The sequence below is a fragment of the Armatimonadota bacterium genome, from assembly GCA_016223145.1.
GTDB lineage: Bacteria > Armatimonadota > Fimbriimonadia > Fimbriimonadales > Fimbriimonadaceae > Nitrosymbiomonas.
Genome location: JACRPN010000012.1, coordinates 73,467 through 95,115, shown reverse-complemented (window position 1 = coordinate 95,115; position 21,649 = coordinate 73,467). Strand labels below are relative to the sequence as shown.

Here is a 21,649-nt window from a genome sequence, read left to right as displayed (position 1 = left end):
CTCATCCCCTCATCTCCTCATCTCTTCATCTCACTCTCTACGTGGGCTCAAAAGCCAGGCGACGATGCCTGCACTCCGTCCCCTCACCCACTCACCCACTCTCCGACTCATCCACTCATCCCTAACCCCCTCACCGACTCGCCCAAGGTCCCGGTACTCTCAAGCCCCGTGAAAGCCATCGCAAAGACGCAGGCCGCTCCCGGCGTGGAGCTCATCGACGTCCCCGAGCCGGAGGTCCGGCCGGGTTGTGTCAAGATCAAACTCGAAGCCGCCTCGGTCTGCGGCACCGATCTTCACATTTACTCCTGGGACGCTTGGTCCGCGGGCCGCATCAAGCCGCCGCGCATCATCGGCCACGAGTTCTGCGGCACGATCGTCGAGGTGGGCGAAGGCGTCACGGACCGTCAGGTCGGCGACTTTGTCGCCTCGGAGTCCCACATCGTGTGCGGAACGTGCAAACAGTGCCAGCTTGGCCAGGGCCATGTCTGCGTGAACACGCGCATCCTCGGCGTGGATGTGGATGGCGGGTTTGCCAGTTACGTGGTGGTGCCCAAGGACAATGCGAGGCCGACTGATCGGCGCATTCCGCCCAAGATCGCCGCGTTCCAAGACGCCTTGGGCAACGGCGTCCACACAGCGATGGCCGGACCGATCCAGGGCCAGGCGATTCTGATCACCGGTTTGGGCCCGATTGGGCTTTTCGCCGCGTGCGTATGCAAGGCGCTGGGCGCCGCCGTGGTGGCCGGTACCGAGGTCAGCCGCTATCGCATGGCGCTTGCTCGAAACGTGGGAGTGGAGCATGTACTCGATTCCCGTGACCCGGAACTCGACGCCAAGCTCTGCAGCATCGCGCCGGGCGGCTTTGACGGGGTGCTGGAAATGAGTGGCCATCCGTCTGCCCTGGACCTCGCAGTGCGCTCCGTCCGGCCCGGGGGCCGCATCAGCTTGCTCGGCGTCTTTGCCGATGCCGAGCAGGGCGTCAGGCTGGACGACGTGATCTTCAAAGGCGTGGACCTTCAGGGCATCGTGGGCCGAAGGCTCTGGGGGACTTGGGACCAAATGCAGGACCTGTTGCTCAATAAAGGGCTCGACGTGAGCGCCGTGGTCACCCACACCATGCACTACACCGAGTTTGCCAAGGCGATGGAGATCATGAAGGCTGGAGAAGCCGGCAAGGTGGTCTTCACGTTCGATTGAGCCCCTGCGAGAGAGCGGGAGAGCGAACGGGCGCCCGAAAGACCTCAAAGGCAAAAGGCAGCCGATCAGGCGTCTCCAGAGGCATCGCGCCAAGGGAGGCCAGGGCCGCAAGCGCAGGATCTGACGCATCCTTTCGCACGTAAACTGGGCACAGCTTCAATCTCAAGGCGTTGGATGCCGCAAACCATGCGCCACCTTCACCCAAACGGGCTTCGCACACCACGAGCGCATGCGCCATCGCCGCGATCCACACGTTGCGTTCGCGAGCGCGAAGCGGATGAAACGGCTCGCGCGGGGCGGCGGCGGAGAGGGCGCAACCCGGCCTCCGGGACGGGCGCAGGGCAAGGCCCATCGGGTGGATCTCCACGAGCGGAACCGGCTCCTGCAGAAAGGGCATCTCTGCCCCCAAAGACTCCCACGCCTGAAGCGCGCCCCTTGCCGCCCAGGTATCGCAGCCCTTCGCGCCGCCGGACACCACGCCGAAACCAACCTCCACGGCCCGCGACGCGAACTCGAACGCAAAGCGGAGCGCCTCACAAGAGGCGACTCGGCTCCCCACAACCGCCACAAGGGGCCTAGAGGAAACGAGACCATCCCGCCACAGCGCGGGAGGAGCGCTCAAGTCGAGCTTGGACTCCCAGGCAAACGGATAGGGCGCACAGCATGCCGTCAGCACTCGGCCCCTTGCGACCTGGCGCTGAGCCCAGCCCAAGAGACCTGGCGCCTCCAGGGCGCAAGCCTCCTCATAGAGGCCCGAGTCCCTCAGAACCTTGGCGGCTCCCGATAGGCCGGTACAGGCCCGTCGCAACGCCGAGCGCACCTCCAAGGCCCTGCGTGGGGGTGGCTGGAAGGGTGTGACGGCCCCTCGAAGGTATAGCGCCGCCAAGATCGCGCTGTGGTCCTCAACAAGCCCCCGTTCAAGGTCGAAGCTGCCGCCCCGTCTACCGCAAGACTCACTCACCCCAACATTGTACACTAAAGTGCTATTCCTTCATCGCGAAGCACGGTTTCGCGCTTCGATACCCAAGGGGGGCGGGGCATCACCATTCCAGGCGCCTCGGTAAACTCGCCGCACCCCGCCATGCTCAAGCACACCGACCTCACCGTTCGCCGCATCCACCAGTTCATCGATCGAGAGCTCAAAAGCCGTTTCCATCCCGACACCGAACCGCTCGCCATCGAGTTCTGCTCCGTCCCTCATGCCACCCAGAAAGACGCTGAGGCCGGCCCATGGAAGAGGGTCGCCAAAGGCCACCGCTATGGCCCCGCTTACAAGGTTTTCTGGTTTCGCGTGACGGGCGAGGTGCCAAAACGGTTCGCGGGAAAGAAGATCGGCCTAAAGGCGGACCTGGGTGGAGAGCGCACCGTTTGGAAGAACAATGCTCCCGTCCAAGGTCTTGACAGCGAACACCACGTGATGGCGCTCGGCCAAGCTTCCGGCTCGCAGAAGCCCGGCTCATCGGTGTCGTTCCTGATCCAGGCCTACTCGCGTAACCCCGAGTGCCGGGTGCACGGAGCCGAGCTTCCCCGCCAAAGCCTGGTGGAAGAGGTGCAGGGCGCTGAACTTGTCGTGATCGACGAAGAGGTCAAAGGCCTCGCCTACGACATGGCGTTTTGCCGCAACCTCCTTGAGGCGCTCGACGACCGGGAACCCGCCTTTCATGCCATCCTGAGGGCGCAAAACGCCGTCTGCAACCTGTTTGATGCCGCAAACCCCGACTCCGTCCGGCGCTGCCGCAAGATCCTCAGCAACGCCTTGGGCAGCCTCACCGGCGAGCACCGCCACACCGTCATCCCGGTGGGCCACGCGCACCTGGATACCGCATGGCTCTGGCCTCTGGAGATCACCCACCTCAAGATGGCGCATACGGCCGCCAACCAGTTGGCGCTCATCGAGCAATACCCCGGCTACGTGTTCGTGCACAGTCAGGCCAGCCAATACGAGTGGCTGGAGAAGGAGTACCCGGCGCTCCTAACCCGCGTGAAGGCCGCCATGAAAAAGGGCCAATGGGAGCCGGTCGGCTCTATGTGGGTGGAGGCCGACTGCAACCTTTCGGGAGGTGAGGCGCTCATCCGGCAGTTCCTCTATGGGCGGCGTTACTTCCGCGAAAAGCTGGGCTATGAGACGGAGGACATGTGGCTGCCCGATGTGTTCGGCTACTCGGCCGCATTGCCCCAGATCCTCGCCAAGTTCAACATCAAGTACTTCCTCACGCAAAAAATCAGTTGGAACCAGATCAACAAGTTCCCGCACAACACCTTCTACTGGCAGGGCATCGATGGCACCAAAATCTGGTCGCACTTCCCGCCCGCCGACACCTATTGCGGCAACTGCACCCCCAAGGAGATCCTGGAGAGCGTCCGGAAGCACCGCGACCACGCCCGAAGCGACTACAGCCTCTACGTTTTTGGGTTTGGCGACGGTGGCGGCGGCCCAACCGAAGAGCACCTGGAGTTCATCCAGCGGGCGCGCCTATCGCCGGCGCTTCCTGACGTGCAGTTCGGGCGTAAAGCGCTCGATTTCTTCAGGGAAGCCAAAGCAAGAAGCCGCGACCTGCCCACCTGGGCCGGCGAGCTCTATTTCGAGCTTCACCGCGGAACCTACACCAGCCAGGCCGCGACCAAAAAGGGCAACCGGGTCTCCGAATTCCTCTTGCGTGACGCCGAGCTGCTCGCCTGCTTTGCCAACGGCTTCCCCAAGAATTACCCAGCCGCCGACCTGGAAGCGGCTTGGAAGCTGACCCTGCTCAACCAGTTTCACGACATCCTTCCAGGATCGTCGGTCAACGAGGTCTACAAGGACGCCGCGCGCGACTATGCGATCGTCGCCGACATCGCCGGGCGGCAGATCGAGTCCAGCCTTCAGGCCATCGGCGGCGAGATGAACACGGAAGCCATGGCCTGCCCCGTTGCGCTGTTCCAGAACTCCACCGTGCCCGCACAGGCTGCGGTGCCCTGGACCAAGGACTGGACCCCGGCGAGCCTTTCGACCGAGGACGAGGTCCTTCCCGTGCAGCTCGTCGAGGAGTTTGGCGAGCGCAAGCTCGTGTTCGCGACGCCCAGCGCGGCGCTGGGCTCTGTGGCGGTGGGCGATCTCAGCGAGGCGCCGCTCGGCCAAAAGGCGCGGCTGAAAGCGGCCGCAAGGAAGATCGAGAACGCCGAATGGGCCGTCCGGTTCGACGGCAACGGCAACGTTCTCGGTATCCAAAGCCTTGAAGACGGCAGCGAGTTCGTCGCGCCAGGCAAGACCGCCAACGTGTTCCAGCTCTTCGAGGACCAGCCCCTCTTCTGGTCGGCCTGGGACGTCGACCCGTTCGCCTTTGAAACCGGCAAGGACCTGCTCAAGAGCGAGTCGTTCGAGATCGTCGAGCGCGGACCCGTGCGCGTCGCCGCCGAAGTGGTCAAGAAGTTCGGCAAGAGCACGATCCGCCAGCGCATCAGCCTTGGGCCCACGCCGGGCATCCGCTTCGATACCGAAGTGGACTGGCATGAGGAGAACAAGATGCTGAAGGTGGCGTTCCCGGTGAACGTCCACGCGCTCAAAGCCACCTACGAGATCCAGCTCGGGAATGTCGAGCGACCGACGCACTACAACACCAGTTGGGACGTGGCCCGGTTCGAGGTGCCCGCCCAGAAGTGGGTGGACCTGAGCGAGGGCGACCAGGGCGTAGCCCTGCTCAACGACTGCAAGTACGGCCACGACGTGCACGGCAACGTGATGCGCATGACCCTGTTGCGCTCGCCAAAAGCGCCTGATCCCGAGTGCGACATGGGCCGGCACCGGTTCACCTACGTGCTTTATCCGCACTTCGGGCCTTACAACTACGGCGGGGTGGTTCAGGCGGCCTATGCGCTCAACGCTCCGGTGCGGCACGCATTCCTGAAGTCGAAGAAGGGCCTGGATGGCGCGCTGCCGCCGTTCGTGAGCGTGGAGGATCGGAACCTGGTCGTCGAGTCGGTGAAGCGGTCGGAGGACGGCAAGGCGATGATCGTGCGGCTCTATGAGTGCCACAACGCCCGCGGCACGGCCGAGCTGGCTTGCGCACGACTGCCGAAGGAGGCCTGGCTCTGCGATCTGGAAGAGAACCCGCTGGAAGAGCTGGAAATCGTGGACGGCCTGGTGAACTTTGAGTACAAGCCGTTTGAGATCTTGACGATCAGACTGACAAGTTGATCTTGGCGGACCCCAAATCCACCTGGATTTGGGGTCCGGTAATATCCCCCCATGCCCAATACCCGCCAGGAGGCATGGGACCTCCTTTGCGCGCACACCGATTCCGACTCGCTTCGGCGGCACTGCCTGGGCGTCGCGACCGCGCTGGAGTGGTACGCGGACAAGCTGGGCGCCGAGGCCATGGACCGCAACGGCGAGACAGTCGATCGGGACCTTTGGTGGATGACGGGCATACTCCATGACTTCGACTATGAGAAGCACCCGGAAGCCCACCCCGAATGGGGCATGGCGCTCCTGGAATCGGAGGGTTGGGATCCCGTGCTCATTCGCGCCATCGGCAGCCACAACGACCGGCTCCAGTTTTCCCGCGATTCGCTGCTCGAAAAGCACCTGTATGCCTGCGATGAGCTTTCCGGGTTCATTTCTGCGGTGACCTACGTGCGCCCCAGCAAGAGCATCCACGAGGTGGAGGTGAAAAGCGTCACCAAGAAGCTCAAGGACAAGCTGTTCGCCGCCGGAGTGCACCGCGAGGAGGTCTATTCCGGGGCCGAAGGCATCGGCCTGGAACTGGACGCCCACATCGCCAACATGCTCGAAGCGATGCGCAGCAACGCCGTCGCCCTTGGTCTCGAAGGGATTCCTGCGAGATAATGGAACGGTTGCCGGGCGGATTCGTCCGACAATAGAGAATCGAACGATGTTTGCACACCTGCTCCTGACCGCCACCTTGGCCACCGGACTCTGGGGACACGGGTCCCAGACTCCGGCCCTTGGCCAAGGCGCCGGTGGCGCGGGAGCGTGGCTGGCCGCGACCCCTGTGGGATCCATATCAGAGGATCCCGTTCAAACCGAGTGGAAGCGGCGCATCATCGCCTGGGCCAAGATGTCGGCAGAGCTCCCGGCGGACCCGCAGAAGGTCAGTTCTGAGATCCGGCCCGGCACCATCAAGAACCTCGAAAGCCAGCAGGCGGGCAGGCTGCAGCACGGCGGAATGATTTTCCGGTTTGCCTACAACGAATACGCTGTGGACTCCGACGTCGACCTCGAAATGGCGGCTCAGGGCGCTCTCGGAAACCTCAAGGCCACCACGGGCATCACCGAGCTTCGCTTCAAGAGGGTCGACCTCAAGTCAGACGGCGTTCCCGGCATCCGGCTGGAGACGTGGTACCAGTTCCAAGCAAAACCGGTTAGCTACTGGATCGTGATCTACGGCGAGCGAAACCGGCTGTGGCAGGCTTCGGCGATGTTTCGAACGGCAGACGCCGAGCAGGAAGGGCTAGCCCGCCGCGTGCTTGACAGCGTCAGGGTCGACAGGACTTAGCGTTCCACAATCTGATCGACGACGCTCGTCATTTCGAGCGCCGCCAAAGTGGCCTCGCGGCCCTTGTTTCCAAGCTTCATGCCCGCCCGCTCAATGGCTTGCTCCTGGGTGTCGGGCGTTAGGATGCCCCAGGTGACGGGGACCCGCTTTTCCGCCTGAAGAAGCGACAGCGCCTCTCCGACGTCTTGCGCCAGGAGCTGAGCGTGTAGGGTCGCGCCCTGCAGGATGCACCCAAGCGCCACGACCCCGTGGGGCCGCGTGGTTTCAGGACGGTCGAGAAGTGCCGCGACGGCCAGCGGAATCTCCCAGGTGCCAGGAACGTGGACCAGGTCAGACACTTCGGCGCCGTGGCGCCGGGCCTCGTCGATGGCGCCTTCGGCGAGCGGTTTGGTCACATACTCATTGAAGCGGCTGACCACGATGGCGATCCGCTTTCCCCTGGCACAAAGCGATCCTGAGACTTCGTTCATTTCGGCGGCTGCAGCGCGCCCTTCAGCGCGGCCAAAATCTCTTCCTGGTATTGGGCGGCCTTGTCCGGATCGAATCCGACCCAAATCTGTGTGATCTTTCCGCGCTTGTCGATGGCGACGGCAAAGGGGCTGGCCGGCGCCTTGAAGCGGTCGGCCGCGCTCTCTTTCGAACCCACAAACTCTCGGAGCCCTGCGGGTGTGCCGCTCCAGGACCCACGCGAGGACCACAAGACCGCCGCCGTGCTGCCCGCTTTGGTGATCTTGGGCAAATAGCCCGCGACGCTCTTGATCAGCTTTTGCGTGGGTTCACAGTCGGGCGGACCGACGATGAGCAGGGCAGGCTTCCCCGAAACGTGCGCCTTCAGGTCGCCTTTCCCTCCTTTTGCCGGTCCAAAGCCTGTCAGGGGCGCCGCATCGCCCACGTTCAGCGACTCGGCCAGCATCGGAAGCACGTCGGGAACGTAGCCCACGGGAAGCGCCATCGAAAAGGCGGCCGCCGCCGGCTTGTCGTTGATCCTGAAGTTCGAAAACGCCATCGAGACGGCCTCCGACTCTTCACTGCCCTTCGGCGCGGTCGAGGCATACACGAGGCGCCCCTCCTTGTCGAGTCGCGCGTTCACGACATAGGTGCCGCGAGGCGTAGAGAACGTGGAAGTGAGCGCCGTCTGGCCGTTCTCGAGTGTCTGAGCCGGCTCAAATCTGGCGTTGGAGGGGATCAGGCTTCTCAGCGACCCGCGCATGAAGGCCACCGGGAAGCCAAAGCGCGGGATTGTGGTGATCCCCGAGTCTGGCAGGTAGAGCCCGTCGGACGGAAGATACTCACGGTATGTTTTCTGCGTATGCTCGATTTCGAGCATCGCCTTTTCGGTCTGGATAAAGCTGTAGTCGGCGGCCCCGATCTTCATCTTGTACGCCAGCCGCAGTGGCCTTTGCATCACAAAGGTCCCGCTGCCCGTGGCTTGGCTGCCGATCTTGAGCACCACATCCGCCGAAAGCGATCGGGTGTTCTTCATAGCCCGTTCAAAGTCGTCGAGCAGGTCGCTCACCTGAGCCGAGGATAACAAAGCGAAAAAGATCAGCATCATGCAGCCGCCGTACCTATGGATTATGGACGCCGAAGCGCGCCCCAGCAGTTTTACGCGGGCATTTCTTTGGCCAATTGCGCTTGAATCGCCCAAAGTGCCTGGCCCACCACCTGATCGGGAGACGCCGCCGCATCGATGACCACCCACCGCCCAGGATCGAGCGACATCTCAGCGTGGAATCCCCTCCGAACCGCTTCATGAAACGAAAGCGGCTCGCCGTCGAGGCGATCTTTCGCTGAAAGTCGGGCCAGACCGATCGCGGGCTCGATGTCAAAGAGCAGCGAGAGGTCCGGACGAAGTCCGCCGGTCGCCAGGCGGTTCAGTTCCCGCAATTTCTCGACTGGAAGGCCCCTTGCGTGGCCCTGATAGGCCACGGTCGAATCGCCATAGCGGTCGCAGAGCACGACGTCGCCGCGTTCCAGGGCCGGCCGAAGCACCTTGTCGGCGTGCTCGGCCCGGTCGGCCAGAAACAGGAACAGCTCTGCCCAAGGTGACAGGGCCTCACCGTGGAGCAAGAGCTCCCTGACCGAGCGCCCGAAGGTTCCTGCGCCCGGTTCCCGGGTACAGACCACGGTGTGGCCGCGGCGCTCCAAGGCATCGGCGATCGCTTTGAGCGCGGTGCTCTTGCCGGAACCCTCGGTGCCCTCAAACGTGACGAACATCTCTCGCGGATGATACTTGGGTTCGGCAATCCGCTTCTGAGCCATACTTAGGCGGTGTTGACGGTCGAGAAGTTGGGGAAGCGCTTTGGCAGCCGCACCCTTTTCCGAAACGTCTCTTTCACGCTCGAGAAGGGCGATTCGCTGGTCGTGCTGGGCAACAACGGCGCCGGCAAGTCCACGCTCCTCAAGGTCATCGCAGGCCTGGTGCCCCCCTCCGAAGGCTCAGTGATTCTGCCTGAGGGCGACCCTCGCCGGACCCTCTCCCTTTCTGCCCTGGACCTTGCCGTCTACCCGCACCTCACCGTGCTCGAGCATCTCGAGCTTTCGGCGCATCTGAGAGCTTGCGCCCCGCGCGCCGACGAGCTGATCGGGAAAGTCGGGCTTGGCAGCCATCGCAATCAGTTTGCCGGGAAGCTCTCGACGGGGCTCAGGAACCGGCTCAAATTGGCCATCGCGCTCCAGCCTGACCCCCTTGCTCTCTTGCTCGACGAGCCTGGCGCCAGCATGGATGAGGCAGGCAGAGCCAACCTCGACTGGGTGGCGGAGGAACAGCGCAAACGGGGCGTGCTGATCGTCGCCACCAACGACCCCCAAGAACGGAGGCTTGGCACCCATGAGATCACCATCGGGTGACCTTCAATTGCCTTTGGGGCCCTATGGGAGGCTGAGCCTTGCCTAACGGGACCTGGACGGAGGACGTCTCTGCCGTGCTCCGCAAGGAGTTGCGGACGGAATTCCGAAGCAAGAGCGGCCTGCTGACCGCGTTCCTGTTCAACGTCGGTGCAGTGCTCACGGCCTCCTTTGCCGCAGCCAACATGAGGCTCGTCCCTGGCATCGCGGCGGCTATCCTCTGGATCACCTTGCTCTTCAGTGCCGTCGCCTCGCTGCCCAGGACCTTCATTACTGAAGAAGAGCAGGGCACCGGCGATCTGCTTCGGCTGATCGCGCGGCCCAGCGCCGTCTTCTGGGGCAAAGCACTCTACAACCTGTTGCTCATGATGGCCTCCGCGGCGTTGCTCAGCGCACTGTTTCTGCTTCTGACCGGCCCCTATGCGATCAAGCCAGGCCTCTACGTGCTCTGTATGTTGGGAGGCAGCGTGGCTCTCGCGGCGACGGTGACGTTTTGTGGGGCGCTTGTCGCCCAAGGCGCGAACCGTTACGTCCTCGCGGGAACGGTCTCGCTGCCCCTGCTTGTTCCCGTATTGGCGGTGGCCGTCGAGGCGACCGGAGTCGCGCTTGGGGAAGGCATCGTGCGCAACGGGTTCAACTCGGCGATGGCGCTCTGGGGATACGGAGTGGCCATGTTTGCCGTCGGTCCTCACCTTTTTGGCGTAGTTTGGAGAAATTGAAGACATTGGGACGAATCATCCTGCTTCTCGGCATGAGCGCCGGGATCATCGCCTCGTTCAAGGCGCCGCCAGCCAGCGGGTTCAGCGAGCCCGACCTCGCTCGCATCGTCTTCTTCCATCTGCCCGAGGCGATCGCCTGCTCCCTGTTCCTGTTCGCCGGGGCCTATTTTTCGATCCGCTATTTGATGGATCGGGACCTTAACTGGGACATTCGGGCGGCGGTCTGCCAGCACATGACGATGGTTCTCGGCGTGCTGACCCTTATCACGGGAATCCTCTTTTCCAGGATGCAGTGGGGCGCCTGGTGGGGTTGGGACCCGCGCCAGACCTCCTTCTTGTTGGTCATGCTGATCATCGGGGCCTATTTCGCGCTCAGATCCGGGTTCACCGACGAGCGCAAACGAGCAACCGTCGCCGCTGCCTACGAGCTGGCGTCACTGATGCCCATTCTCTTTCTGCTTTTCGTCTATCCCAGGCTGCCGTCCACGGTCAGCCTGCACCCCGAGACCAAGCTCACCACCACGTTCGACCCCACGTACAAGGTCGTGTACTGGTCCATCTTCCTGATGGTGATGGGCGTCTCGATCTGGATTTATCGCCTTTCGGTTCGGGCCTCGCTGATCGAGGCCAAAATAGAGGAGCTTCATGGACAACTGGATGATCGCGACGGTTCCGCCGTTACTGGTGTGGTTCGGCCTGTTTCTGTACCTGCAGATGGTGGATAGGCGCGTCAAAAAGGCTCAGGCCGACCTGGACGCCTTGCTCGATCGGGCCTCTGGCTAAGTTGAGCTTCGCACGTTGCCGGTTGGCGGCCGCGCGGAACCGCCCATTGGCCTATGCCAGACACAAGATGCATTCATGGCCCCTTGACATGTAGACAAATTAACTGTATAGTTCGTCTACGGGCTCAGAAGGGCTTGCGGGGGAACAGCCATGGCCAAGGCACTCACACAAAAACAGCAACAGATTCTCCAGTTCGTGGTGGACTACATCCAGCAGGAGGGCTATCCGCCCTCGATCCGAGAGATCGGGAAGCAGTTCGGCATTGGCTCCCTGCGCGGAGTTACAGTGCATCTCGACGCCCTTTCACGTAAGGGCTATATCGCCAGGTCGAACACGCCTCGATCTATCAAACTGGTGCATCCTTCGATGCTGCCTTCGACCCGCACGATCATGCTGCCCCTGGTGGGCAACATTGCGGCTGGCTACGGGGTGGACGCCATCGAGCACGTCGAGGGGATGTTCCCGGTGCCCTCCGACATGGTTCGCAACATTGAGAAGGCCTTTCTTCTTCGAGTGAAAGGCGACTCCATGACCGGCGAGGGCATCCTTCCCCGCGACCTTGTGGTGATCAAGCCGCAGCAGACCGCCAATCACGGCGACTTGGTTGCGGTGCTCCTCGGCGAAGAGGCGACCGTGAAACGCCTGAACATGGACAGGACCGGCGTCAAGCTGATGCCGAGCAACCCCGCCTATGAGCCGATCGAGGTCCGACGCGAGGACGCCCGAGTCATCGGCAAGGTGGTGGGTCTGATCCGAGACTACACCGGCATGGCGTTCTAGCTTGGCCCGCTGGCCAAGTGGTACAGCCTATTTGGGGGTGGCGATCCAGACCGTCCGGTATTCGTTGTCATAGAGGAGGATGAGCTGCCCAGGCTGCTTGAGCTGGGCCATCTTCGCGTAGCGATCCGACGGCGCGAGCTTCGCGGCGATATCCAACTCCTTGCCCTCGCCCCTCACCTTTCCGGTCAGATTGCCAAACGCGTCGATGGCCCCCGCGATCGTGCGCACTTTGCCCTCGGCGGACTCATAGGTGCCCGTGACCTTGCCGCCCACCTCAAACGTCAGCGACAGGCTCCCTTGCTCCGATTCCAAACGGTCGTCACCCATCGTAACCGAGAAGGAAACGGTCCCGCGATAGCCCCCCAAATCGGGTTCAAGTCCGAAATGGAAACCGTTGAATAGCCTGTTCCCCGCTTGGGACAGCCCAGCCTCATAGGCAAGTGAGTCCGCGGTCTCCAAGTCCTTCCGTTCCAGCGCGCGGGCAAAAAGCGCCTTGCACGCCGCCGCGTGGATGAAGGTCATCGACCAGTTGCGCGCCGATCTTGAGGGAGATAGGAGAGGTTCGGCCTTTTGCCAATCTCCAAGCGCCGCGTACGCAAGCCCCATGAGCGCAGAGACCTGGAGCCCGTCGGGCTCGAGCCCCCCAAGCTTGGCTTTGGCGGCGTCTTTGCGGCCCGCGCGCGCATCGAACCATGCTCTCAGGGCAATCGACAGCGGCTGGAAGCCCGCGGTTGGGCTGGGCGCCGACTGGATCAGCTTCTCGGCTTCGGCGAATCGGTCCACCGAAGCCAGGTAGGCGCTGTAGAGCCAGGTGGCGTCCACCCGATCCGTCGGCAGCAGGCCCCCCTGGGAAAGGAGTTTCTCGATCAGAGGCTCGTTGCCCACGCACATGGCTGTCTGCAGCAGGTACATCCTCAGCGAGCCGTTCACGGCGCCAGGCTTAAGTTGGGGCCCGATATGGTTCGAGAAGATCCGGTCGAGCTGCACCGAGCGCTCGGTGGAAAGCGCGAAGTAGAGAAGCTGGTACCACGCGTCGTCATAGCTGCCGAACTGGCCGACGAAGCCCAGCATGATCGAGAAATACAGGTTCTGGATTTGCGCGACCTTTTCGACCGGTATGCCCTTCTGGCCCGCGAGTTCGACGATCAAGTTGTCCATCATCGCGAACGCTTCGGTCATGAATCTGATTTCGTCGTCCGCATATTGGCCCGCCTTGTTGACCGCCTCCTCAAGCGCCTTCTGGCCGTCCTGTTCGCCGTGCTTTTGAAACAGCTCGACAATGCTCGCGATTGCGTCTACGAGCTGAGCTTTCCAAGAATAGGGCATCCGGGAAGCCTCTCGATGGATCTTGTCTTTCAGGACAAACGCCCGCACCCCGGCCAAATGCATCAATTGCAGCAACTGATCGGAGTCCGGCCGGCTGTCTAGCACCTGGTCCAGGGCCGCCTCCATGGCATCCTTGTCCCCTGCTTGCTTGGCCAAGCGCGCCTTTAGGATCAGCCAGTAGGCGGGATCGGCATCCCTGAGCGCGCTTTCCGTGAGGGCCTGGAGCTCCTTCGTCTTGCCCAATATCTCGAGCGGGGGGACAAGCATCAGCCGGATGATCAACGAAGACGGCGAATCGCCTTTGGCCTTCAGCGCGGCCTGAAAGTGCTCAACGGCGTCAGGGTAGCGACTTGTGAAGATCGCCAAGTCGCCCTCCGCAAAGTGCTTCTGCCGGTCCGTCAACCCCTCCAAGGCGGCAAACTCCTTGAGAAACGCGATGTACTTGTCCTGAGGCGCCATCTGTCGGTAGGTGTTCCAAACCAGAATCCCCGTCGACCAGGACTTGTCGATGGACCAGAGCTCCGCGGCAGCCGCCACTTTCTTCTCGTCCGAGAGGCCGCGCTGAGGGTTCGAAAGTATTGCAAGTTGGGAGTAGTAGCCCTCGCTCTCCATCCCGCTCAGCTTCTCCAGGACCTTGGCCGACTCCCCGGTTCTGTCCATCAGCTTCAGCGCCACACCCAGCGTGTACATGGCGCTGGCCGTCAACGCGTCGAGAGATTCGACCGTCTTCAAAACCTCGACGCACTCGGCATAGCGGTCTTCGTCAAAAAGCGCTTGGCCATATTCGATGAGGGCGTTGGCCCGCGTGGCCTTGTCCAGCGACTTGGCCTGCTCCTGCAGCTTCTGCAGGCCCTCCTTCGAGAAATCCTTCGGCAGAAACGCGCCGAGGAGGATGTCGCGGGTTGGGTCGTTCCACGTGGCGGGGCGCTGTGCCGCCTCTCCGTAATCGCGCTCGGTGTAGTCGAAGACGCTCTTCTGGACGTACTCGCTGACCTTGGACGCCCACAAAGCCCCAGAGCTGGCATCTCGGAGTTCCGGTTTCGTGAGCGCTTTGAGCAGGTGATAGGCAAACGCGCCGTGCTTCAAAGCGCCGTACTCATAGGATCGTCTGCCCGGTTGGCAGCCGAGCAAAACCGCAAGGTTATACTTCTGGCCGAGCTCCTGAAGCTCTTTGCCAAACTGGTTCTCTCCACCGGAACGGCAGGCATCCGCGATAATCAGGACGTTTTTGAGGCCTGCGTCCTTGATCTTCTCAAAGATATAGCTGACCGGAAGGCCCACGTCTGTCGCGCTTTCGGGGCGGGCATCGGTAGGGAGCAGGTAGTCCTTGGCGTCCTTGCCTACACCGTGCCCAGCAAAAAAGAACACAAAGAGGTCCGACTTGCTGAACCGCTTGTCGGCAAGCATGGTGGCTAGTTCGCCTTTGATGTGACCCACCGTCGGCGTCTTTCTCGGGCCCTGCTCTTCGGTCAGCAGAGCCACGGAGTCCTTGTCGAAGCGATAGGTTTCGACGAGCGTCTGCGCGAACTCCGTTGCATCGTTCACCGCGTAGTCCAGCGGAGAATAGAATTCGTAGTCCTTAGCGCCGACGACCAGCGCCCATCGCTTGGCTTGGGCAACCGGTGTGTCCTGCTGCGCCGTTCGCTGGATCTGAGCCCAGCCGGCGAGTGGCGCGAGGGCAAGCCCGGCAAGTGCAAGAGTGGTCAGTGTTCGCGCAGTCATCGTCCTCTTTCCTATTTCAGCACGGGAACCCCGTATTTCCAGTGAAATTCGTTGAAGGAATTGGAAAACCAAGAGCGAAAAGCTTAGCACTGGCGAAGGGTTATGGGGTGCACCAACTTCTCGCACATGATTTTGGACGTTCAGGACCTGGATCGGTCCCTCGAGTTCTATCACGGAATGCTCGACTTGCCGATCCGGGGACAAGATTCGTCGGATGGCAGTCGGATCGCCTACCTTGGCACGGGTGCGACCGAGATTCTCCTGGTGCAGCAGCCTCAAGACGGAGCCGAGTCGGGGCGAAAGCCTTGTGTGGGCTTGGTCATCAAGTTCCGCGTCAAGAACCTGCCGCAAGTCGCCCAGTTCCTGGAAAAGGGCCGGGTGCCCGTCTTGCGCGACCTCGAAATGGCGGTTTGGGGCGAGCGCACCATGCTCATCGCCGATCCAGACGGCTACGCGGTGCTGCTCTCGGAGCCGGTTGGAACCGTACATTGAGTCTACAGGACACCTAACTCCTAACCGTATTCGTCCTTTCCCTGAGGAATGGAAATCCACCTTTTCGACGGCTTGCTTGACCCAGAGTCCCTATCCCATGCGCTCGAACTGCTGATCAAGCTCGGCATCGGCGCACTGCTTGCAGGAATAATCGGCTGGGAGCGCGAGCGGAGCGGCCACGTTGCCGGTGTGAGGACGCATATGCTCGTGGCGATCGGGGTGATCCTGTTCTCTGAGGCCGGCAGGGCCATGGGCGGCGAGGAGAGTCGCGTAGCCGCGCAGGTCGTCACCGGAATCGGCTTTCTCGGCGCGGGCGCCATTTTGCGGCACGACACCGAGATCATCGGGCTCACGACGGCGGCCAGCATCTGGGCTACGGCAGGCATCGCGATGTGCGTGAGCGTCGCCGGACCGTTCCTTCTGGTAGCGGCTTGTGCGACTGTTCTCGCGCTCCTTACCCTGGCCCTGATCGAGAAGTTCGACCCAGGGCATGGCAAGCACAAGGAAAGCGCTTCCAATAGCATCCCAAACTAAGAGCGAGGAGGAACCGAAGCGGCGAGCGATTCGGTATCGTTAGCTACGCTGCTCCCCAATGGGGACTGTTGAGAAGGGCTGTTCTTGGAGTTCGGGGACTACCCTCGATGAACCAAGGCCACCTAGGCTGGACCCTTGGGCCACACCGATTTCAGCAGTCTCCGTCAGGGGGGCGCGGGGGTCCCCATGAAACGCTCGTTCCTACCCCTCCTCCTGCTCGCCCTCGCCTTCGGGGTCACCGCCGCGCAGACACCCTCCAAGGCCGCACAGACCTCGAAGGCAACGGCGGCACCGGCTGCCCCTCCAAAATTCGGCGCCAATCAAGAGATCAAAGCCCATCGGTTGCGGGCTCACCTGGAGTTCATCGCCGACGATCTGCTAGAAGGCCGCAACACGCCCAGCCGGGGGCTGGACATTGCCGCGCTGTACATTGCCGCTCAACTCAGACTTTGGGGAGTTGAGCCAGGCGCTGAGAACGGGAGTTACTTCCAGAACATCTCAACGACGGTGCCCAAGCTGGACGAGGCCAACACCACATTGACGATCGGCTCGGTGACTCTAAAGGCCGGTAAGGACTTTGACGCCTACCTTCCCGCCGCAACGGTGCAGGGCGCGATCGAATACGTTGGCTTTGGATTCCGGGCGCCCTCCAGGGGAATCGACCCCTACGCGGGGCGCGATGTTAAGGACAAGATATTGCTCGTGATCTCGGGGCTTCCGAAAGGTCTACCCGCCGAGGACGTCTACGGCGGCAAGATTCCCGATGTCGAAGACCCAACCCGGGCCGCCACGAAACTAGGCGCGAGGGCCCTACTGATCATCGGGCCCGAGAGTGGAGGCGCGACGCTTTCGATCGGCGGTGGCGTGCCCAACGTTCTGCTCAGAGGCTCGGCCGCCGAAGCGATCCTGGCCGGAAGCGGGCTCACGGTTGACGAGATGAGGCGACGGATCCGTGAGCAGGACCCAGGCGCATCCGTTTCGATCTCGCCGAACCGTTCGGCCTCCCTAAGCATTGCAGGGACCCAGCAGAAGCTAACGTACCGCAATGTCGTCGGGATCGTCCGTGGCACGGACCCCAAACTGAAGTCCGAATTCGTGGCCTTTGGAGCGCACTACGATCACGTGGGAACCTACGGTGAGGGCCCCGGCGACCACATCTGGAACGGTGCGGACGACGACGGGTCGGGCACGGTTTCGGTGATGGAGATCGCCCACGCCTTCGCAGTCGGACCAAAGCCCAAGCGCTCATTGCTCTTTGTGTGGCATGCCGGTGAAGAAAAGGGGCTCTGGGGATCCGCTCACTTTGCAGAACACCCGACCGTACCCATCGACAAGATCGTCACGCAGCTCAACATCGACATGGTGGGACGTTCGAAAGCCCCGGGTGACACCAAACCCGCCAACAAAGACCTTGCTGACGGGAACTCGATCTACGTCATCGGCTCGCGGATGCTTTCGGACGATCTGGGGAACACCGTCGCCTCGGTCAACAAGGACCTCCTGAACCTCCGGCTCGACTACAAGTACGACGATCCCAAGGATCCCGAGCAGTTCTATTACCGCAGCGACCACTACAACTATGCCCAGAAGGGCATCCCGATCGCGTTCTTCTTCAACGGCGTGCACGAGGATTACCACCAGCCCGGCGACGAGGTTTGGAAGATCGACTTTCAGCGCATGGAAAGGGTCGGCCGTACCATCTATGCCATCGGCTGGCAAATTGCCAACAACCCTGCCCGCCCCAAGGTGAACAAACCGGGCAAGTGAGCGCAGCTAACCGGATGTGGTGCAGCGTCCGGCTCCTGCATAGGGCCATGGCGGGTACCCTCTGCTCGTCGTGAACGAGGTTCTTTTCCTCAACAGCCGAGAGCAGGATTGGAAGCGCCTGGCTATGCTTTGCGACAGGGCCGACGTGTCGCCGGCGAACCTCAAGCCAGATGAGCTGAAGGACTTTGTGCGGCTCTACAGAGCCGTTTCGTCAGACCTCTCCTTGGCAAGGACCAAGAGCTCGAACGTTCAACTGATCGCTTTCCTGAACGACCTTTGCTCACGGGCCTACTCCCAGATTTACCGCCCGCCGCGCCCCTCGATCTGGCGGTCGCTGGCACGACTGCCCGAGGTCAGCGCGAGAACCGTTCGGCGCCGATGGCCCTTCGTTCTTGCCAGCGCTATCGTGTTCTTGGGGTCCGCCGTCTTCGCGTTCTCGATGCTCGCCTTCCGCCCGGACCTCAGGAATCACTTCGTTCCACCCCAAGTTGAAGAGAACTTCAAAGGCTGGACGCACGGAGAGATGGAGCCCCGCGACGCGGGCCAGTCCCTTGCGGGCACGCTCTTTTACAGCAGCAACAACCCGTTCGCTTCGGTTGTCACTGGTGCCTCCGCAGCGGGTTCGTTTGGCATTGTGACCAGCCAGCTGCTCTACAACAACGGAGCGCTCGTTGGCTCGCTCTACTTCGAAACGCGAAAGGTCGGGCGAGGCGCTTACCTGCTCATTCGCATCCTGCCTCACGGCGTGACCGAACTGAGCGGCCTGGTGCTCTCGGGTTCCGCGGGCTATGTGATGGCTTGGGCTCTCATCGCTCCTGGGCGCCGCAAGAGGGGAGAAGCCTTGAAGGCTGCGGGCAAAGACGCAGTCGTCCTGTTGGGCACCGCGGTGCTTATGATGTACATTGCTGCGCCAATCGAGGGGTTTTTCAGCTTCAACCCCCTCATGCCGGAGATCGCGAAGATTCTCTTCGCGGCGTTCTCGGCTCTTGCATGGGGGATCTTCTGGGTGGGCTACAAACGCAGCGGCGACCTCGCGGAGGAGGACTCGGCAAGGGAGGCCATGGTGAGCCTCGACTGATCTTGGCGGCCTCATGCCTGCTTGCCGCGACGCAGCGTGCCCGGCGAGATGCCATAGCGCTTTCGGAACGACCGGGTGAAGCTGGCGAGGCTGCTGAATCCCACATCAGCGCAGGCTTCGGTTGCCGTCCTGTTTTCGTGGAGGATGAGCCACCGCGCCCGATCCATCCGCGCTGTGGAAAGATAGGCGCTCGGGCTGACGCCATACACGCTCTTGAAGAGTTTCTGCAGATGGAAGGCGGAAAGCCCAACCTCTTTCGCGAGAGATTCCAGGCTCACCGCTTCCGACGGGCAGGCGTCCAGCATCTCCTTGGCCTTCAGCAGACACTCCATCACTCCCGTGCGGGTGACCCATCGCTTCGCCGGGACCCTGGACAGGGACAGGCCTATGGCACAAGGCCCGTTTCTTCGGTTCTCCTTCGGCGTCACCGGCTGATCGGCGTCCATGCGCCATTATGAGCTCATCCGCCTCGATCCGGAGCCATCACATGCCTGCTACCCCGAAGGAATCTACGTCATGGTGTGTGAGATGCCTTCGCCTCTTTCGAGGTGAAGGCTTTGAACCTGGAGATGCCCATTGGATGCCTCCGCCTTGTCTGAGCCGGAAGCACAATCCTGGAGATTCACTTTTGAAGCCTTCACTTCGGAAGAGGTTGAGGCATCTCGATCCCGCATCCCGAATCACATTGGCGCCGCCCCGACGATGGCGGCCGCACCGGTAAACTCACCCACCGATGCCGGAACTCCTGCTTGAGCTTGGATGCGAGGAACTGCCCGCCAACTTCGTCGAAAAGGCCGCCCACGACCTGAAGGGGCACGTCGGCCGGCGCCTGGCCGAGCGGGGGATCGCGTTTCGCGAGGGGCAGGGCCCCTTCATGACTCCCCGCAGGCTCATCGTTCATTGGGAAGATGTTGCCGCCGAGCAGCCCGGCAAGACCGAGGAAAAGCGCGGTCCCTCGGAGCAGGCAGCCTTTGACGCCGGTGGCAACCCCGCGGGCCCCTTGCTGGGCTTCTGCAAGAGCATGGGCGTTGAGTCATCTCAGGTCCGCCGGGAAGGGGGCTACACCTGGGTCTCCAAGTCCATCCCAGGCAGGCCGACCCTTGAGGTGCTCGCAGAAGTGCTGCCGGAAGCGATTCGGGCTTTGACCTTTGAGAAGTCGATGCGCTGGGGGAACTCCAGGATGCGCTTTGCCAGGCCGATCCGCTGGATCCTGGCGTCCTTTGGCGGCGTTTGCGTACCGATTGACGTGGAGGGCGTTACTGCCGGTCTCGAGAGCCGAGGGCACCACTTCTTCCATCCCGAACCGTTTGGGGCACGAACGCTGAAGGAGCTGCTGGCGGAACTGAGGGCGCGCTATGTCGAGCCCGATCCTGAGGTGCGCCGCAAACGCATCGTCGATGGGGCTAAGGAACGCGCTTCCGGCACACCCGAGTTGCGACCCGCGCTCATCGAGGAAAACGTCTATCTGACCGAGTGGCCCGAAGCTCACGAGGGAAGGTTTAGGCCCGAGTTCTTGGAGCTCCCGGAGCCGGTACTCGTGACCGCGATGGCCAAGCATGAGCGTTTCTTCCCAATCCGCGACGCGCAGGGCAAGGTCACCAACGGGTTTATCTCTATCCGTGGAGGAGGGGAAGAGGGCACCGTTCGCGCGGGCAACGAGTGGGTGCTGAATGCGAGGTTCAACGATGCGCGGTTCTTCTTCGAGGAGGACAAGCGCCACTCGCTAGAGGGGTTCCTGGAGAAGACCTCCGGCATCGTCTTCCAGGAGTCACTAGGCACCATCCGGCAGCGGGCAGACCGCCTGGCAAGCCTCTGCGAAGGTATAGCGACCGCTACTTATGTTGCCAACAGCGCGGCTCAAGAGGTGGAGTGGGCGCGACTGGCCGGGCTATATGCGAAAGCTGACCTGAGCACCGGCCTGGTGAGTGAGCTGGCCTCCCTGCAAGGGATTGTGGGAGGGCAATATGCGCTTCGCGAGGGCCTGCCTGAGCCTGTTTGCGATGCTATTGCGGCTCAATACGACCTTGAGCGCTGTCTGGCGCTGGCCGGCGCTTCAAGGCGGACTGCGATGAGGCTTTTGATCGCAGACCAGATAGACAAGCTCGCGGGCTACCTCGGGATCGGTCTTGCGCCCTCGGGTTCGAGCGATCCGATAGGTCTGCGGCGCGGAGCCACGCAGATCATCGAGGCCTGCCTTGGGTGGGACGGTGGATTCCCTAACCTCAAGCAATTCCTGGAACACGCGGCTTCAGCCTACGAGCAGCAAGGTGTAAATTTCACTACATCGGTCGTGGAGAGTACCTCCGAGCTCCTTGCCAACCGCTACGAGGTCGTGCTCAAGGACGTGCGGCCAGACCGTCTCGCCGCCGCGATAATGGCCCCATGCAACTTGCACCTGGACCGCCTTGAAGCTCCTGCCCTCGGTCCTCAGGGCGTGCTGTTTCGGACCGAAGTCCTTGAGATCCTTGCGGAGGACCGTCGCCTCGTTCAAACTGCGACTCGTCCCATCAACATCGTCGCTGACGCCGCTCGAAAAGGCCGGGACTTCGCTCGCCTCACGCCGATCGAAGCGATCGATCCAGCCACACTTGATTCCGAGAGCGGGACAGCGCTGCTGAAATTTCTCCAGACAACCGGACCGACAGCCTCAGGGCAAGCGGTCTCCAGAGACGCTGGAGGCTTGGCCAAGACGCTCCTCACCCTACACGAACCGATCAACGCCTTCTTCGAGAATACGATGATCAATGTAGACGACGTTGCCGTCCGCACAGCTCGGTTGAACCTGGCCAACGCCGCTTGCGACGTCCTGGCGCATGCGGGAGACTTCAGCCTGCTTGTGCAAGAGGGATAGCGCCCTTAAGCCGCGCCGGGAGGGCGAATCGGCATTAAAATCCCGGCAATTCTGCCGA

The 21,649-nt window shown here is 62.2% G+C and carries 19 protein-coding genes; 13 read left to right on the top strand and 6 right to left on the bottom strand.

The annotated features are described in order from the left end of the window. Window positions 1-168 precede the first annotated feature (168 nt). Window positions 169-1,197, top strand: a complete 1,029-nt coding sequence (tdh, locus tag HZC36_10635; protein MBI5707431.1) for an L-threonine 3-dehydrogenase — start codon at window positions 169-171, stop codon at window positions 1,195-1,197. Here the strand turns inward: tdh and HZC36_10630 are convergent. Then, window positions 1,184-2,158 carry a DNA-processing protein DprA gene (locus HZC36_10630; GenBank protein MBI5707430.1) on the bottom strand — a complete coding sequence of 325 codons (975 nt, stop codon included), beginning with the start codon at window positions 2,156-2,158 and terminating at the stop codon, window positions 1,184-1,186. The two genes, tdh and HZC36_10630, sit on opposite strands and share 14 nt — an antisense overlap. A gap of 120 nt (window positions 2,159-2,278) precedes the next feature. On the opposite strand from HZC36_10630, the gene HZC36_10625 reads away from it, so the two are divergent. Genes HZC36_10625 through HZC36_10615 form a run of 3 tightly spaced genes read left to right on the top strand, consistent with a single transcriptional unit; the run spans window position 2,279 to window position 6,692 of the window. After that, window positions 2,279-5,371 carry an alpha-mannosidase gene (locus HZC36_10625; protein ID MBI5707429.1) on the top strand — a complete coding sequence of 1,031 codons (3,093 nt, stop codon included), beginning with the start codon at window positions 2,279-2,281 and terminating at the stop codon, window positions 5,369-5,371. 51 nt (window positions 5,372-5,422) lie between these two features. Next, on the top strand, window positions 5,423-6,022 hold the full coding sequence (locus HZC36_10620) for an HD domain-containing protein (GenBank protein ID MBI5707428.1): 600 nt from the start codon (window positions 5,423-5,425) through the stop codon (window positions 6,020-6,022). A 46-nt stretch (window positions 6,023-6,068) separates the two neighbouring features. Then, window positions 6,069-6,692, top strand: a complete 624-nt coding sequence (locus HZC36_10615) for a hypothetical protein (GenBank protein MBI5707427.1) — start codon at window positions 6,069-6,071, stop codon at window positions 6,690-6,692. On the opposite strand, the gene HZC36_10610 is transcribed toward HZC36_10615, so the two are convergent. Genes HZC36_10610 through tmk form a run of 3 tightly spaced genes read right to left on the bottom strand, consistent with a single transcriptional unit; the run spans window position 6,689 to window position 8,909 of the window. Then, window positions 6,689-7,162, bottom strand: a complete 474-nt coding sequence (locus HZC36_10610) for a 6,7-dimethyl-8-ribityllumazine synthase (protein ID MBI5707426.1) — start codon at window positions 7,160-7,162, stop codon at window positions 6,689-6,691. The genes HZC36_10615 and HZC36_10610 overlap by 4 nt on opposite strands. Then, window positions 7,159-8,247, bottom strand: coding sequence for a hypothetical protein (locus HZC36_10605; GenBank protein MBI5707425.1), 1,089 nt, complete (start codon window positions 8,245-8,247; stop codon window positions 7,159-7,161). The genes HZC36_10610 and HZC36_10605 overlap by 4 nt, the downstream gene beginning before the upstream one ends. Before the next feature lie 50 nt (window positions 8,248-8,297). Then, the gene (gene tmk, locus HZC36_10600) at window positions 8,298-8,909 is read right to left on the bottom strand and encodes a dTMP kinase (protein MBI5707424.1); all 612 of its coding nucleotides are present in this window, start codon (window positions 8,907-8,909) and stop codon (window positions 8,298-8,300) included. A gap of 54 nt (window positions 8,910-8,963) precedes the next feature. On the opposite strand from tmk, the gene HZC36_10595 reads away from it, so the two are divergent. The 4 genes from HZC36_10595 (at window position 8,964) to lexA (ending at window position 11,821) form a co-directional block, all read left to right on the top strand. Further along, the gene (locus HZC36_10595) at window positions 8,964-9,542 is read left to right on the top strand and encodes an ABC transporter ATP-binding protein (GenBank protein MBI5707423.1); all 579 of its coding nucleotides are present in this window, start codon (window positions 8,964-8,966) and stop codon (window positions 9,540-9,542) included. Window positions 9,543-9,580: 38 nt separating this feature from the next. Further along, complete coding sequence (locus HZC36_10590) at window positions 9,581-10,258, top strand: heme exporter protein CcmB (protein MBI5707422.1); 678 nt, start codon at window positions 9,581-9,583, stop codon at window positions 10,256-10,258. A gap of 5 nt (window positions 10,259-10,263) precedes the next feature. After that, the gene (gene ccsA, locus HZC36_10585) at window positions 10,264-10,983 is read left to right on the top strand and encodes a cytochrome c biogenesis protein CcsA (protein MBI5707421.1); all 720 of its coding nucleotides are present in this window, start codon (window positions 10,264-10,266) and stop codon (window positions 10,981-10,983) included. 208 nt (window positions 10,984-11,191) lie between these two features. Then, the gene (gene lexA / locus HZC36_10580; protein MBI5707420.1) at window positions 11,192-11,821 is read left to right on the top strand and encodes a transcriptional repressor LexA; all 630 of its coding nucleotides are present in this window, start codon (window positions 11,192-11,194) and stop codon (window positions 11,819-11,821) included. 27 nt (window positions 11,822-11,848) lie between these two features. Here the strand turns inward: lexA and HZC36_10575 are convergent, their stop codons facing one another. Then, on the bottom strand, window positions 11,849-14,869 hold the full coding sequence (locus tag HZC36_10575) for a caspase family protein (protein ID MBI5707419.1): 3,021 nt from the start codon (window positions 14,867-14,869) through the stop codon (window positions 11,849-11,851). A 126-nt stretch (window positions 14,870-14,995) separates the two neighbouring features. Between HZC36_10575 and HZC36_10570 the strand changes: the two genes are divergently transcribed. The 4 genes from HZC36_10570 (at window position 14,996) to HZC36_10555 (ending at window position 18,740) form a co-directional block, all read left to right on the top strand. Next, a complete protein-coding gene (locus HZC36_10570; GenBank protein ID MBI5707418.1) occupies window positions 14,996-15,361 on the top strand; it encodes a VOC family protein in 366 nt (121 codons plus the stop codon). Between the two features lie 48 nt (window positions 15,362-15,409). Beyond that, entirely contained in the window at window positions 15,410-15,895 is a 486-nt protein-coding gene (locus tag HZC36_10565) for an MgtC/SapB family protein (protein MBI5707417.1), read from the top strand. Between the two features lie 186 nt (window positions 15,896-16,081). Continuing rightward, window positions 16,082-17,662, top strand: a complete 1,581-nt coding sequence (locus tag HZC36_10560; protein ID MBI5707416.1) for a M28 family peptidase — start codon at window positions 16,082-16,084, stop codon at window positions 17,660-17,662. Between the two features lie 70 nt (window positions 17,663-17,732). Next, window positions 17,733-18,740, top strand: a complete 1,008-nt coding sequence (locus tag HZC36_10555; protein ID MBI5707415.1) for a stage II sporulation protein M — start codon at window positions 17,733-17,735, stop codon at window positions 18,738-18,740. Window positions 18,741-18,751: 11 nt separating this feature from the next. Here the strand turns inward: HZC36_10555 and HZC36_10550 are convergent, their stop codons facing one another. After that, entirely contained in the window at window positions 18,752-19,186 is a 435-nt protein-coding gene (locus tag HZC36_10550) for a helix-turn-helix transcriptional regulator (GenBank protein MBI5707414.1), read from the bottom strand. Between the two features lie 287 nt (window positions 19,187-19,473). On the opposite strand from HZC36_10550, the gene HZC36_10545 reads away from it, so the two are divergent. Next, complete coding sequence (locus tag HZC36_10545; protein ID MBI5707413.1) at window positions 19,474-21,591, top strand: glycine--tRNA ligase subunit beta; 2,118 nt, start codon at window positions 19,474-19,476, stop codon at window positions 21,589-21,591. The last annotated feature ends 58 nt before the right edge of the window (window positions 21,592-21,649 follow it).